Annotated in this window: 15 protein-coding genes; 13 read left to right on the top strand and 2 right to left on the bottom strand. The window is 38.2% G+C overall.

All coding sequences use genetic code 11. From position 1 onward, the window contains the following. Nucleotides 1-87 precede the first annotated feature (87 nt). The 7 genes from FCJ93_RS12575 (at nt 88) to phoU (ending at nt 8,565) form a co-directional block, all read left to right on the top strand. Nucleotides 88-1,299: an MFS transporter gene (locus FCJ93_RS12575; RefSeq protein ID WP_095306829.1), complete on the top strand. Its 1,212-nt coding sequence runs from the start codon at nt 88-90 to the stop codon at nt 1,297-1,299. A 275-nt stretch (nt 1,300-1,574) separates the two neighbouring features. Further along, the gene (locus tag FCJ93_RS12570) at nt 1,575-3,737 is read left to right on the top strand and encodes a peptidoglycan D,D-transpeptidase FtsI family protein (protein ID WP_095306828.1); all 2,163 of its coding nucleotides are present in this window, start codon (nt 1,575-1,577) and stop codon (nt 3,735-3,737) included. Nucleotides 3,738-4,081: 344 nt separating this feature from the next. Next, nucleotides 4,082-5,098, top strand: coding sequence for a PstS family phosphate ABC transporter substrate-binding protein (locus FCJ93_RS12565; protein WP_095306826.1), 1,017 nt, complete (start codon nt 4,082-4,084; stop codon nt 5,096-5,098). Between the two features lie 137 nt (nt 5,099-5,235). Further along, on the top strand, nt 5,236-6,141 hold the full coding sequence (pstC, locus tag FCJ93_RS12560; RefSeq protein ID WP_095307090.1) for a phosphate ABC transporter permease subunit PstC: 906 nt from the start codon (nt 5,236-5,238) through the stop codon (nt 6,139-6,141). Between the two features lie 2 nt (nt 6,142-6,143). Then, the gene (pstA, locus tag FCJ93_RS12555) at nt 6,144-7,028 is read left to right on the top strand and encodes a phosphate ABC transporter permease PstA (RefSeq protein ID WP_095306825.1); all 885 of its coding nucleotides are present in this window, start codon (nt 6,144-6,146) and stop codon (nt 7,026-7,028) included. After that, nucleotides 7,028-7,879, top strand: coding sequence for a phosphate ABC transporter ATP-binding protein PstB (gene pstB / locus FCJ93_RS12550; RefSeq protein WP_235879471.1), 852 nt, complete (start codon nt 7,028-7,030; stop codon nt 7,877-7,879). The genes pstA and pstB overlap by 1 nt, the downstream gene beginning before the upstream one ends. Nucleotides 7,880-7,905: 26 nt before the next feature. After that, entirely contained in the window at nt 7,906-8,565 is a 660-nt protein-coding gene (gene phoU, locus FCJ93_RS12545; protein WP_095306824.1) for a phosphate signaling complex protein PhoU, read from the top strand. Between the two features lie 1,026 nt (nt 8,566-9,591). Here phoU and FCJ93_RS12540 read toward each other — a convergent pair. Both FCJ93_RS12540 and FCJ93_RS12535 read right to left on the bottom strand, forming a co-directional pair. Then, nucleotides 9,592-10,038 (bottom strand): endolytic transglycosylase MltG, encoded by a 447-nt coding sequence (locus FCJ93_RS12540; protein ID WP_137743842.1) that lies wholly within the window; start codon nt 10,036-10,038, stop codon nt 9,592-9,594. Next, complete coding sequence (locus FCJ93_RS12535) at nt 10,031-10,405, bottom strand: hypothetical protein (protein ID WP_095306821.1); 375 nt, start codon at nt 10,403-10,405, stop codon at nt 10,031-10,033. Before FCJ93_RS12535 ends, FCJ93_RS12540 begins: the two co-directional genes overlap by 8 nt. Nucleotides 10,406-10,872: 467 nt before the next feature. On the opposite strand from FCJ93_RS12535, the gene FCJ93_RS12530 reads away from it, so the two are divergent. From FCJ93_RS12530 to FCJ93_RS12505, 6 genes are all read left to right on the top strand, one after another. Continuing rightward, a complete protein-coding gene (locus FCJ93_RS12530; protein WP_137743841.1) occupies nt 10,873-11,496 on the top strand; it encodes a hypothetical protein in 624 nt (207 codons plus the stop codon). A gap of 99 nt (nt 11,497-11,595) precedes the next feature. Next, nucleotides 11,596-11,745, top strand: coding sequence for a 50S ribosomal protein L33 (rpmG, locus tag FCJ93_RS12525; RefSeq protein WP_095306819.1), 150 nt, complete (start codon nt 11,596-11,598; stop codon nt 11,743-11,745). A 130-nt stretch (nt 11,746-11,875) separates the two neighbouring features. Further along, a complete protein-coding gene (locus FCJ93_RS12520; RefSeq protein WP_137743840.1) occupies nt 11,876-12,445 on the top strand; it encodes a 5-formyltetrahydrofolate cyclo-ligase in 570 nt (189 codons plus the stop codon). Continuing rightward, nucleotides 12,438-13,229 (top strand): DUF92 domain-containing protein, encoded by a 792-nt coding sequence (locus FCJ93_RS12515; RefSeq protein ID WP_137743839.1) that lies wholly within the window; start codon nt 12,438-12,440, stop codon nt 13,227-13,229. Before FCJ93_RS12520 ends, FCJ93_RS12515 begins: the two co-directional genes overlap by 8 nt. 14 nt (nt 13,230-13,243) lie before the next feature. Beyond that, entirely contained in the window at nt 13,244-14,194 is a 951-nt protein-coding gene (locus FCJ93_RS12510) for an L-lactate dehydrogenase (RefSeq protein WP_095306816.1), read from the top strand. A gap of 143 nt (nt 14,195-14,337) precedes the next feature. Continuing rightward, nucleotides 14,338-14,544 carry a hypothetical protein gene (locus FCJ93_RS12505; RefSeq protein ID WP_095306815.1) on the top strand — a complete coding sequence of 69 codons (207 nt, stop codon included), beginning with the start codon at nt 14,338-14,340 and terminating at the stop codon, nt 14,542-14,544. Nucleotides 14,545-14,885: the final 341 nt, after the last annotated feature.

The following is a 14,885-nucleotide window of genomic DNA, read 5'->3' as shown; positions in this document are numbered from 1 at the left end:
CCCTCTGCTTTTTTTGATCTTGATTATTGTGTATAATCATGCTCCTTTTGTTAGAAACTACCCCTTAGATATAAAGGGGAGAATTAAATGAGTAAAATAAATAAACTGCTTGGTGATGTAGAACTAACAAGAGATCTGTCTTTATTACTAATGATTGGCGGATTATATTCCCTCAGCATTGCTCTATCCAATACATTCGTGAATATATATTTATGGAAGCAATCAGGTGAATTTCGCGATTTGGGAATGTATAATCTGGCTGTCGTTGTATTACAACCGATTACATTTATTCTTGCGGGAAGGTGGGCTAAGAAAATTGACAGAGTGATTGTGCTAAGGATCGGCGTCATTTTTTTAGCTCTCTTTTATTTGACCGTTTTAATTATCGGCACCGCTGCTTCTAAATATTTATTACTGCTTGGCGGTTTATTAGGTGTTGGATACGGGTTCTACTGGCTTGCTTACAATGTACTTACCTTTGAAATTACGGAGCCGGAAACGAGGGACTTTTTTAATGGCTTCCTCGGAATTTTGTCTTCTGTTGGCGGGATGATTGGACCGATAGCAGCAGGTTTTATTATTGCAAAGATGGAAAAGTTTATTGGTTATTCAATCGTATTTGGAATTTCATTAGGCTTGTTTTTTTTAGCTGTGATTCTAAGTTTTTCTCTGAAAAGGAGACCGGCAAAAGGAAAATATTATTTTATTCGAATCTTGCAAGAAAGAAAACAGAACAAAAATTGGCAATTGATCAATCATGCCCATTTCTTTCAAGGTTTTAGAGAAGGTACGTTTGCTTTCATTATTTCCGTGTTTGTCTTTATTGCTACTGGCAGTGAGCTATCGTTAGGAACCTTTGGGTTGATTAATTCGGGAGTTGCTTTTGTCGCCTATTACTTCGTTTCTAGAATGATAAAAAAAGAAATGAGGAAAAGAGCAATATTAATCGGAGGCATTATTTTATATTTATCCATTTTTATCATTGTCTTCGATCCAACCTATATGAAGCTGCTGATTTATGCTGGAGTAATTGCTGTCGCCTATCCGCTCCTACTGGTGCCATATATGTCGATGACATACGATGTCATTGGCCGTGGTTGGAAAGCAGCGGAGATGAGAATAGAATATATTGTCGTAAAAGAGATATTTTTAAATGCTGGCAGAGTCATTTCGATTTTATTATTCCTGCTGGGAATAGCATTTTATGATCCGGAAAAGGTGATCCCGCTCCTATTATTGCTGCTTGGAGCAGGACACACATTGATCTATTTTTTTATTCGAAAAATAAAACTTGCTTAATGAAGGGAAGGGGGCAATTAACCTCTCCCTTTTATTATGTTTCAATGTGCGGATGTTTCAGGGAAAAGGACTTTTGTTTAGATGAAATGTTAGAAGAATCGCGATCTTCTACCTGTTCAATAAAAACCGAAGCAAATTCTGTTAAAACATAAAATGCTCCTTCATGGAGTTGTGTAAAAAGGAAAAATCTTTTATTGCATAAGAATAGAAATTTCAAGGCCTTTCAATTACAATTAAACTATTGTATAAAGCAACTAGGAAGTAGGTTTGACAAAATGGTTCAAAATAAAAAAAAGAAGAAAAAGAAAATTATTCCAGTTCGGTTGAATTTGTTGTTTTTTGTTGTCTTTTTTCTATTTTCTATTTTGATTCTCCGTCTTGGGGTCGTCCAAATAGTGTATGGGGATGACTATAAACGCGAAATCGAAAGAACGGAGGATATTACGGTAAACAATCCGGTTCCAAGAGGGAAAATGTACGATCGAAATGGTCATGTAATTGTAGATAACACTCCGAAAAATGCAATTACCTATACGAATTTTGGAGCAAGTCAAAGTGAAATGCTTGAAGTGGCAGAGAGGCTAGCTCAATTGATCGAATTGAAGCCTGATAAGGTGCAAGAGAGGGATAAAAAGGATTATTGGATAATCAAAAATCCTGATCGTGCTGCTGAAAAAGTATCTGAGGAAGAACATGAGGCATTAAAAGAAGAGCTTGAAACTAAAGAATATAATAGTAAAGTATACAGCCTTCAGCTTGAACGGATTACAGATGAAGAACTTGAAGAGCTAACGGAAGATGATTTAGAAATTTTAGCGATTTATCGAGCGTTTAGTAGTGGTTATGCTTTGACACCGCAGATTGTCAAAAATGAAGATGTAACGCAAAAAGAATTTGCTCTTGTCAGTGAAAATTTGCAATACCTTCCTGGTGTTGATACGACGACAGATTGGGAACGTTCTTATGCATTTGGAAATACATTGAGGACAGTGCTAGGAAAAGTAACGGACTCAAATGAAGGAATCCCGAAAGAAGAGCTTGATTATTACTTAGCGAGAGATTATAACCGAAACGACCGAGTTGGCAAAAGTTATATTGAAAAGCAATATGAGGATGTGCTCCACGGTCAAAAGGCGAAAGTAAAGAATATTACCGATAAAGCAGGGAAAGTGATTGAAACCGAGGTGATTTCCGAAGGTCAACGAGGAAAGGACCTTGTTCTAACCATCGATATGGATCTTCAGCTGGAGGTTGAAAAAATCATTGAAGAAGAACTAAGGGCTGCGAAAAAATCACCAAGAACAGGATTATTAGATCGGGCATTTGTCGTTCTGATGGATCCAAATACTGGTGATATTATAACGATGGCTGGCAAACAGCTTGTTCGAGACAAGGAAACAGGTAAAACCGAAATGCAAGACTTTGCATTAGGAACGATTACGACTTCCTACAATGTTGGCTCAACGGTGAAGGGGGCAACGATCCTTACTGGTTATCAAACGGGAGCGATCAGACCTGGAACCGTATTTTACGATGCACCATTGAAAATTGCTCAAACACCTGAAATGAGTTCTTGGAAGAATTTTGGAAATACAAATGATATCCGTGCTTTAAGAGTTTCGTCCAATGTTTATATGTTCAAGACAGCTATTGAAATTGGTGATGGCCGTTATCAATACGAAAAGCCGCTACCAATCAATACGGAAGCTTTTGATACGATTCGTGAATCTTTTGCCCAATTTGGACTTGGAACAAGGACAGGCATTGATTTGCCAAATGAAGCAACTGGCTATAAAGGGCCTTTAAAAGACCCTGGATTATTGCTCTTTTTATCAATTGGACAGTATGATACGTATACTCCAATGCAATTGGCACAATATGTGTCAACGATTGCCAATGGGGGAAATCGAATTCAACCGCGCATCGTTAAAGAAATTCGTGCGCCATTAATGGAGACAAACGAGCTAGGGCCTGTAATTGAAGAAATAAAACCAACTGTTCTCAATCGGATTAAGCTTGAGAACGGCTGGATGGAAAATGTGCATGAAGGATTTCGTCAAGTTACCCAGCATCCTGAAGGAACTGCGTATGGAAAATTTCATGATGCTTACTATTCACCCGCTGGAAAGACGGGAACGGCACAAGCCTTTTATGATGGTCCTGAAAGAAGCAAATATGCTGAGCCACCAGAAGTGATGAATTTGAGCTTTGTCGGCTATGCTCCTCATAATAATCCAGAAGTGGCCATTTCTGTTGTCGTTCCGTGGGCATATCAGGGAAGAAGCGGAGGACACTCTGCCAATACGATTATTGGACGCAGAGCTTTGGATGCCTATTTTGACTTAAAGAAAACGAGAGAAGAAGCGAAGCTTCACAATACATCCATTGTTGAACAAGAGAATGCAGATGATGATCAGGAACAAACGGAAGAAGAATAACTGTTGCACAAGAAGCTGTGTCAAAAGGTCGTTAAAACGACTTTTTGATGCAGCTTCTCTTTTTTATTTCAAAAATGAAGAGGCTTTATTTGATAATGTCGGGCAAATGGGGAAACCAATGATAAGTCTTTTAATAGAGAGCGGAGGGATGTTCATTTATATTTGAATTGCGCCAGGAACATATTGTCTTTAATCAAATAGTGTGTCCACAAAAATCGACTTTTACTTACATTTACTGCATATTTACACAAGCTTTACAATTTATTAAAACCCTTTTTACAGTCAAACGTTATGCTAATATGCGTAGGACAAAACCACCAATACTCTTAGGGGGAATTAAAGAAATGAAAAGTCTTAAAAAACTAGGTTTATTTTTAATCCTAGCAGCATTTATCGTTGTAGCGACAGCATGTGGTGGCTCAGATGATGCTGATGAAACAGAAGGCAACGAAAACAGCAGTACTGGAAATGAAACTCCAACTGAAGAAGTAGCAGATGAAGGACTTGAAGGTAGCGTTGTTATCGATGGTTCAGGTACTGTCTACCCATTCATGGCAAAAATGGCTGAGAACTATATGACAAACGAACAAGAAGGCGTTTCAGTAGAAGTAGGCCGTGCTGGAACTTCTGCAGGATTTAAAAAATTCTTAGTTGATCAAGGCGGAACAGATTTCAATGATGCCTCTCGTCAAATCAAAGACGAAGAACAAGCAACAGCTGATGAATTAGGAATTGAAGTTCAAGAAATTAAGGTAGCTTTAGACGGTTTAACATTCGTCATTAATCCAGAAAATGATTGGGCAAAAGAATTAACAAAAGATGAGCTTATCAAAATTTTCTTGGATAGCGAAGGAATTAAAAACTGGTCTGACGTTCGTCCTGATTTTCCAAATGAACCAATTTCTAAAATGGGTCCAAACGAGAACCATGGAACTTACGAATTCTTCTGGGAAAAAATTCTTGAAGAGCAAGATTTAGATGCGGACACAAATCTTCAACAAGAATATTCAATTTTAGTTGATCTTGTTTCCAAGGATAAAAATGCTATTGCGTTCTTCGGGTATGGATATTATGAAAACAACAAAGATAAACTGCAAGCAGTACAAGTTGACTTTGGAAATGGTCCTGTTGAACCGAATTTAGATACAATTGGTGAAAGTGAAGACTTTGCTTATAGCCCATTCACACGTCCAGTATTCACATACTTGAATGTAAACATGGCAAAAGAAAAGCCACAAGTATTAGACTTTGCTATCTATGCTGTTGAAAATGCTCAAACTGTTGCAGCAGAAACAGGATTCGCACCATTGACAGATGATGAAGTTAAAGCTTCACTTGATGCGTTAAATGCATTAAAATAATTCATTTTTGAAAGATGAGATGGGGAATTTCCCCTCTCGTCTTTCAGGTTTATATAAATGCCTTCTTGTATATAAATAGGGTCAAATTCTGGAAGGGGAACGTTACGTTGGAAAAGTCGATTGGTCAAGTAAGAAAGATGATCGAAGAAAATAAGAAAACTGCATCTTTAACGAATGTGGTAGAAAAAGTAATCCCGAAAACATTATTTGTTATTGCTGTAATTTCCATTTTAACGACATTGGGTATTTTAGTAACGCTATTGTCTGAAACTGTTGCGTTTTTTAAAGAGATCTCATTCATTGAATTTTTTACAGGTACAGTATTAAAGCCTCTAGGGCAGAATGCGCAGTTCGGTGTTCTCCCTTTACTTACAGGTACATTAATCTCCTCAGCTATAGCGATGGTCGTTGCAATACCGATTGGCTTAATGACAGCCGTTTATTTAAGTGAATATGCATCTGAGAAAGTACGGAAGGTTGTAAAGCCGATTTTGGAAATCCTTGCAGGAATTCCAACGATTGTATACGGCTTTTTTGCGCTTACATTTGTTACTCCTATCTTAAGATCTTTAATTCCAAGTTTAGAACCAACAAATATTTTGAGTCCTGGTATTGTCATGGGAATTATGATCATCCCGATGGTAGCATCACTTTCAGAGGATGCGCTTGGTGCAGTTCCGAACTCGATGAGGGAAGGTGCTCTTGCACTTGGAGCAACGAAATTAGAAGTAACATGGAAGGTAATTGTTCCCGCGGCAATTTCAGGGATTGTAGCATCATTTGTTTTAGCTATTTCCCGAGCAATTGGAGAAACGATGATTGTGACAATTGCAAGTGGTAGTTCGAAAAACTTTACCTTCGATATTACACAGTCTATGCAGACGATGACCGCTTATATTGTAGAGGTAACTGGTGGAGATGCTCCGGCAGGTTCAACACTCTACTATAGTTTATATGCAGTTGCGATGACGTTATTTGTTTTCACCCTTGTGATGAACCTAATTGCCCAATATATCTCTCGTAAATTTAGGGAGGAATACTAAACATGAAATATTTTGACTCAGGACAAATACAGAAAAAATTAGGTTCCCGTTTACTTTTGAATCAGGTTGCCAAAAGATTATTCTTCCTAGCCACTTTAGTAGGGCTAGTAGTCCTTGTCATCCTAATTTATCGCGTTTTTTCAGATAGTCTTGGATGGATTGATTTTGAATTTCTTTCAAATAAGCTCTCAACAGATCCGCAGAAGGCAGGAATTCTTGGGGCAATAAGCGGAACCTTCTGGCTCATGGTCGTTGTTGCACCCGTTACTTTTTTTCTTGGAGTTGGAACGGCTATTTATCTAGAGGAGTTTGCTAAAAAAGGGCGCTTCCAGTCGTTTATTCAAACGAATATTTCCAATCTTGCTGGTGTGCCGTCAATTGTTTTTGGTTTGTTAGGCTTAACCGTTTTTGTAAGAGGACTAGGTTTAGGTGCGGTTGTCTTGGCCGGTGGACTTACAATGGCATTGCTTGTTCTTCCGATTGTTGTCGTTAGTGCGCAAGAGGCGATTCGAGCGGTTCCTCAATATTTGCGGGATGCTTCATATGGGATGGGAGCCACGAAATGGCAAACGATCAAAAATGTCGTTTTGCCGGCAGCAATTCCAGGGATTTTGACAGGAATTATTTTAGCATTATCGCGGGCCATTGGCGAAACAGCTCCATTAGTTGTGTTAGGTATTCCAGCTCTTTTAATCCCGCTTCCAGAAGGAATATTCGATAAATTTACAGTAATGCCATTGCAAATTTATTACTGGACAATAGATGCTGCACTAGTGACGGAATATGCAAATTTAGCTGCTGCTTCAATCGTTGTTTTATTGTTCATCTTATTTTTAATGAATTCGGTAGCAGTTTTTATCCGCAATAAATATCAGAAGAGATATTGATGAAGGGAATGAAAAGAATGGCAGTGATGACAAAAGTGAAGAAGAACTTTGTGAGTCCAGCAAATATAGGAACTCTTGAGCCTGCCCAAAAGAGTAAAAAGGTTGCCTTTCAAACAAAGGAGCTCAATCTTTGGTACGGCGAAGATCACGCATTAAAGAACATTAATCTTGATATTTTTGAAAATGAAGTGACGGCTATTATCGGACCGTCCGGATGTGGAAAATCCACCTTCATCAAGACGTTGAATCGTATGGTTGAATTAATTCCTGTTGTAAAAATTTCAGGAGACATCTTATATCGGGAAAAAAGTATTTTGAATAAATCTTATAAGGTTGAGGATTTACGTACACGCGTTGGAATGGTCTTTCAAAAACCAAACCCTTTTCCAAAGTCGATTTATGAAAACATTGCATACGGCCCTAAAATCCATGGAATTCGAAATAAAAAGATTTTAGATGAAATTGTTGAAAAAAGCTTGCGTGGTGCAGCAATTTGGGATGAAGTGAAAGATAGACTACACGAAAATGCATATGGATTATCTGGTGGGCAACAACAGCGAATTTGTATTGCACGCTGTTTAGCAATTGAGCCAGACGTTATTTTAATGGATGAGCCGACTTCTGCACTTGATCCAATCTCGACTTTGAAAATTGAAGAACTTGTTCAGGAACTAAAGAAAGATTTTAGCATTATTATCGTTACTCATAATATGCAGCAGGCTGCCCGTATTTCTGATAAAACAGCATTCTTTTTAAATGGAGAAGTAATTGAATTTGATGCAACAGATAAAATCTTTTCTACCCCTTCAGATAAACGTACAGAAGATTATATAACTGGGCGATTTGGATAAATTGCATTGGAGAGGATGTAGGTTTCATGGTCGTAAGAGAACAGTTTCAGCTTGATCTGAATGAATTACAAGCGAAACTCCTTGAGCTTGGGAGACTGGCAAATCAAGCTTTGGAGAATTCAATCGAGGCCCTGGAGACGTGTAACCTTGAAAAGGCTCTTAAGGTCATTGATGATGATTCAGAGGCGGATGCTTTGTATGAGGAAATTAATGATTTTGCCATCCTATTAATAGCAAAGCAGGCTCCCGTGGCAATCGATTTACGACGGATCATTGTCGCCATAAAGATTGCTACTGATATTGAAAGAATTGGTGATTTTGCCGTCAATATTGCGAAATCAACGATCCGAATTGGAAATGAAGAACATGTGCGCACATTTCAGCAGGTAAAGAAAATGTATAGTATTACAACAGAGATGCTAAACCTATCACTTCAGGCTTTTGGTAACGAAGATGTTGTCAGTGCGAAAAAGGTTGCAGATATGGATGATGAAGTGGATGAATTATATGGTTCGTCCATCCGCGAGCTTCTAGAGTTACATCGTTCGCATCCTGATAACATTAGTCAAATTACCCAATTATCGTTTGTTTGTCGCTACTTAGAGCGAGCGGCGGACCATGTGACAAACATAGCAGAGAGCATTTTCTACCTCGTCAAAGGGAGACATTATGATTTAAATGCATGAAATGAAGAAAGATGGGAGTAAACAGGCTTCCTTCTCAGACTGGAGACAAACTCGATGAAACCAAGTTTGCCTCTAGTCTTTTTTGCCGTTGAGGAAATATGGATTTCATAGTTTATATAACTATGGAGAAGAGGCTGAACTACCTTCGTCACACAAATGAAATATTCGCATGCCGTAAAGAATCGCTTGAACGAGTCTTTGCTGATGCAAAAGAATGCGATGGACTACCTTATGGGATTAAAAACAAGTTCATACAGGCAACGCTTACTTTTAGTGCCATGAACTTAAATAAATTGGCTAATTGGACTTGGCAATTTGCTTGAGTACGACTCAAACTAGTTGAGTGGAGTGGAAGGTGCTTGCTTCTTCGGGGATTTGCGGTCAGGTAAGACCCGAAGGAGCGACTGAGAGGCCACTGAAAAACTCAGTAAAAATGGGGAGTTGTCCATTATACTGACTTTTTTAGTGGTATTAATGGAGAGGAAGAATTCGGACAGAACGGGGAAAGCGAGAAAGACATTTGTCCGAATGAGAAGTGTATTCGGACAGAATGGGGAAAGCGAGAAAGACATTTGTCCGAATGAGAGGAGTATTCGGACAGAATGGGGAAAGCGAGAAAGACATTTGTCCGAATAAGAGGTGTATTCGGACAGAACAACGCGTGAAACTTTTAAGGTCAAGTCCGAATAAGCTCCCAATTCGACTAACCAGAATAAATGAAGTCTGCAGGAGTCCAATATTTAAAACAATCTGCCATAAACCAACGTCATTTGCGTTCTCCCTCGACAGAACAGAGGACAGCAGTTCTAGAAATTCTGCAAAAATAGACGCTGAAAACTTTTCAAGTGGCTCAAACGACTGCTTCGGAGGCTCACCGCCCACCGGAAAGCAAGCGCCTGGGGCGGAAATCAACGTATATTAAGCGCAATTCCATCCAAAAATGCCAAGAGGCATCGAGAAGTAGTAATCTCGACGCTTTTGGTGACAAAATAAAATATGAAGGTAGCAAAATGCTTCTCTATTTTCTTATTTGTTTTTTGTGATGATTTTACTGATCTCCTCATAGGTCATTTCGCTGTTGAGCTCAAAGCTTCCAATCTGAACCTTCGTATGGTAGCCATGCTCGATTAAATACTGTTCAAATTCGCCAGCGTTTTCGATGATTTGCTCTTTAGCAAGAATATCTGCTATTTTCTTTGTGCTCATGTTTAGCTTAATCTCTAATGTGATTTGCTTTTTTTCTTCAATTGGAGTTTCTTCATTTGTCTTGGTTTCTTTCGCTGGAGGCTCCATTTGCTTATTCTCTAAATCGTTAAATTCTTCTTTAGTCAAAACAATAAATCCCGCCTCTGTTATTCTTTCTTTTGCACTATTTATAGGTATTTCCGGTTCACGTTCTAAAACAGTGAAATGGAGCAGAACAACAGCGAGAATAATCCCAAGTGCAAAAGCTCGCAGTGTATGTTTATTCATATCTCACACCTGCTGATAGTTCATTAATAATATCTTTCACATCCTCTTTTGTTAACGAGGATTGCTTGGCGATTTGGGCAACGGATACCCCTTGTTGTGCTAGTGACCAAACTTGATTTTTAATGATCGCATGGATCTCCTTTTTAGGTTCTGGAAATGAAGAAACAGTTTGAAAATCCCGATCGTCGATGAGCAATTCTTCCTCCAATACTTTGATTTTTCTTTTCAATTGATAAATTTCTTGAATTTGCTGCATTGAAAATTGATCAAGTTCATTTTTTATCTCTTTATAGGGGTCTTTTATAAAGAATGAAATAATAAATAGCAAAATAGATAATCCAAGTAAACCAGGTACTATATATTCCATTGTCTTTCACCTCTTTATGTTGGTCAGTTCGTACGAAGACCATTTTACCATTTAAATCGACGTTTTTCGATGGTATTGACGAAAGAAACTAATAATTGCTATTTTACAGGGAAAATTGCAGATTTATAACGAGTGAAAGTGGTCTCCAAATGAAAACAAAAAATGACAAAATGCGTTTATTGTGGGCTCCCGCTATCAGTGCTAACATAAAGGAGAGCTCATTGAAATGTTTTTTTCTGACATTATTGAATATTTAGGCTTTGTTATATGTCGGTATTGATTTTGGCTTACGTCCTTCAGTTATGCAGAAAGATATGTGAAACCAAGGTTTCACATGAAATAAGCAAAAAAGTTTTCTCAACAATATTGTTTAACAAAGCCAATATCTAAAAAATTCATAAGAAATCATGATGATCGCAAATATGCAATTGGGAATATCAAAATAAATATGATGAGAAGGGGAAGTAATGGAAGCAAATATAACACTTAATACAATAACCAGTACTGAACGTGAAAATAATGTTTATAGTGGATTGATGGCGACACCTGGCATTTGGATCGGTGGGAAAATATATTGGCTTAGGGATAGTCGGGAAAAGCTTATTTCTGAAGAGAATATATCAGTCATTGTGAAAGAACGTTCCATACATTCAAAAACGAAAATTCATGAGATGTTTATAAAAAATCATGGGGACGAAATAAGGGATATTAAGGTGCTCTTTGTTCATCACTATCCGGAAATCTCAAAAGAGGTTCTTACCTTTGTTGCTCCGGTGGAAAAAGCGATATTTCATATAATGAACCCACTGCTTTATTTAGTCAATGGATACTGTCAAGGCAAGACGATGGATCAAGCTACAGTACAACCGATGTGGAAGGTTAATACAGAAAATATATGGCAATCGCTTGGAAAAGGAGTTCTTCAGTACCAGCCAATGGCTAAAGGGATGATGGCGAGTATTTTTTCATTGGATGGAACGATCGCCGTTAATGAAACCTGCAAGGCAAGTTCTTGGACGGTAGTAGGGGAAAGTAAAAAAGAAGCGCTGCAGCTTAATCAAGCAATAAAAAAAGCTTTGCTGTTTATATGAACAAGAAGAAAAAACGCACTAGCATTTCCTTGCAAAAAGTGATATTATAGAAAAGTCGTATGTGGAACAACAGTTAGATAGTAGTTTGGAGGGAAATTCATGCGTGTAAACATTACTTTAGCTTGCACTGAATGTGGAGAGCGTAACTATATTTCGAAAAAGAACAAGCGCAACAATCCAGATCGTCTTGAGCTAAAAAAATATTGCCCAAGAGACAAAAGAAGCACAACACATCGTGAAACAAAGTAAACAGTGGGAATCTATTTCCTGCTGTTTTTTTATGATTTAGGAAAGGATGTTCATTCTTTTATTTCGTACATCTATGACGGATACAAGCCGCTTATATAATTTCTTAATAAACTACTTGTGGAGGCAAAGCATGGAAGAGAAAACAAAACTGCGAAAATCTTTACAAGCACAGTTACAAAAAATGTCTAAACCTGAATATGAGCATCTCTCGTACAAGATTGCACAAAATTTATTTTCGACTTCGCTCTGGCAGGAGGCCAAAGTGATTGGCATTACAATCTCTCGAGTACCTGAAGTCGATACATATCAAATTATTCGAAAAGCCTGGGAAGAGGATAAAGTGGTTGTCGTGGCTAAATGTGAGCCCCAAAAAAGAAGGATGCATTTTCGGGTCTTGACCGCATTTGAGCAGTTAGAAAGCGTTTATTATGGGCTATACGAACCAATTGTTGAACAAACGCTAAAAGTCGAGAAAGAAAAAATTGATTTATTGATCGTACCAGGATTAGCCTTTACGAAGAGCGGATATCGCCTTGGCTTTGGCGGCGGGTACTATGACCGATTTATGGCGGATTATCAAGGAAACAATGTAGCATTGGCTTTTCCGTTGCAATTGCTTGACGCTCTTCCTATCGAGAGTCATGATATACCTGTCAGACAAATTGTGACGACAGAGGAGATTATATCTACCCATGAATAGCTTTTTCTACTTTATCATTATAATTATAGCTGTCTTCTTTGGATATGTCGGGCGTTTTTTAACCCTTTCTGGGAGTATTGCAGCAGCATTTGTTGGTATACTAACGGTGTTAGGACTACATATAGAAGGTTTGTTTCTATTAGGGTTATTTTTTGCTACTTCAAGCTATTGGTCTAAGTACAAGAAGGACCAAAAAGACCAAGTAGAAGAAAGGTTAGCAAAAGGTTCGCGCAGAGATTGGCTACAAGTCATTGCGAATGGTGGATGTGCTGCGCTAACAAGCCTTCTCTATTATATAACAGGTGAGCCGTTATATGTAATCGCTTTTTGCATCTTGATTGCAACCTCAAATTCAGACACTTGGGCTTCGGAGATCGGTACACTTAGCAAAAAACTTCCACTTAGTGTACGATCATTTCAATTGGTGCCAAAAGGCACTTCAGGAGCCATCAGTGCATTAGGAACTTTAGCTGGAATTGCAGGCTCGGCGCTCATTGCAATTGCCTCGCTATTTTTATTTGCCTTTTCCATTGAAATTGCATTTTTAGTGTTTCTGTTTGGCTTTTTTGGAAATTTACTCGATACGGGACTCGGAGCTTTATTTCAAGCAACCTATCGCTGTAATCACTGTTCGCTTGAAACGGAGAAAACCTACCATTGCGGTCAAAGGACAGAAAAAATTAGAGGGTTTTCATTATTAAATAATGATGTTGTAAATTTATTATCGAGTTTGCTAGCAGCGCTGCTGGGATGCATCGTGATCAATGAACTTTATTATTTTTGAGGAGGTTTTTTATTTTGATCGATCGTGTTAATCGAGTTGTCTTAATTGGTACTGGTGCAGTAGGTTCAAGCTACGCTTTTGCGTTAATTAATCAAGGAGTCACTGAAGAGTTAGTCCTAATTGACTTAAATAAGGAAAAGTCTGAGGGAGATGCGATGGATTTAAACCATGGAATTCCATTTGCTCCATCGCCAACAAAAATTTGGTTTGGAAACTATTCTGACTGTCAGGACGCTGACCTTGTCGTTATATGTGCAGGGGCTAATCAGAAGCCTGGAGAGACTCGCCTTGACCTCGTTGAAAAAAATACGCGAATTTTCAAAGGGATTGTGGATGAGATAGTAGCGAGTGGCTTTCAAGGTATTTTTCTTGTTGCGACAAATCCAGTTGATATTTTAACATATGCTGTTTGGAAGTTTTCGGGCTTTCCAAAAGAACGGGTCATTGGATCGGGGACGATTCTAGATACAGCAAGATTCCGTTATTTACTAGGCGATTACTTTAAAGTAGATACACGAAATGTTCACGCTTATATTATTGGAGAGCATGGAGATACGGAACTTCCTGTCTGGAGCCATGCTGATATTGCAGGAAGAAAGATATCTGATTGGATTGGTACGAAGGATGAGTATCAACAGGAGCATTTAGAGCAGCTATTTTTGAATGTGCGTGATGCTGCATATCATATTATTGAACGTAAAGGTGCTACTTACTATGGTATCGCAATGGGATTAGTTAGATTGACGAAGGCGATTCTTCAAAATGAGAGTTCAGTGCTTACTGTGTCTGCTTTTCTTAATGGTGAATACGGGCATGAAGATGTCTATATCGGTGTACCGGCAGTGGTTAATCGAAAAGGGATTCGGGAAATTGTCCAATTAGATTTAGATGAAACAGAAAAGGTAAAGTTTGCCCATTCAGTCTCAGTTTTAAAGAAAACGATGGGGCCTGTTTTAAGTAACTAGATTTATTTTTTTGAGAAAGATTTGGGTGATTGACAGTCCCTGTCTATGCTCAATTTGTAAGCTTCACAGTCAAAAAATTATTCCAGGTTTTTCGGATAAAAGCCAAGAAAATATCTCAAACTATTTCCATAGGAGGGATATAAATGGGTCGTTTAGTATCATTGCTTCTCATTGGAATCGGAGGCTACTGGGTATTTCAGAATCGCTTTCGCCTTGCCAACTTTTTACTGGGAAATAGCATGATGAGAAGGGTTTTAGTCTCGTCCTTTATGCGCATTCCCCTCGTTCGTAATCAGATGTTTAGCAGTCTATTTTCAGGCGGAGCACAAAAACAATATGGAAATAGTTAATTTAAGAGAGGCTGTATCAACAGGTCGTTGGAAACGACTTTTTGATATCAGCTTTTTCTTTTGTGTAGGTTTTTGGGTATTTTTGGTTATTGGATAGTGATTAAAAGAGGGCTTTCGCCTTTTTTGCTTTATGCCCATTCTCCTTTTCTCATTTTTTTACATGGATTTGTTATATGCAGGTGTTGTTTATTTCGTGTGAAAGCGTTGTTTCACAAAAGCTGGGTCAAAAATCGATCATCAATATTGTTGAACAAAGCAGATAAATCATGGGAAAGTGGCTGTATCTACGGTTAGATTGTCATCTTTTTAATCGCGTAAGGGGCTATTCTTATAAAATTCCA

The sequence above is a fragment of the Robertmurraya siralis genome, assembly GCF_005502275.1.
Classification (GTDB): domain Bacteria; phylum Bacillota; class Bacilli; order Bacillales; family Cytobacillaceae; genus Robertmurraya; species Robertmurraya siralis.
The sequence above is the reverse complement of the archived record's forward strand: the minus strand, read 5'-3'. Positions and strand labels throughout refer to the sequence as shown.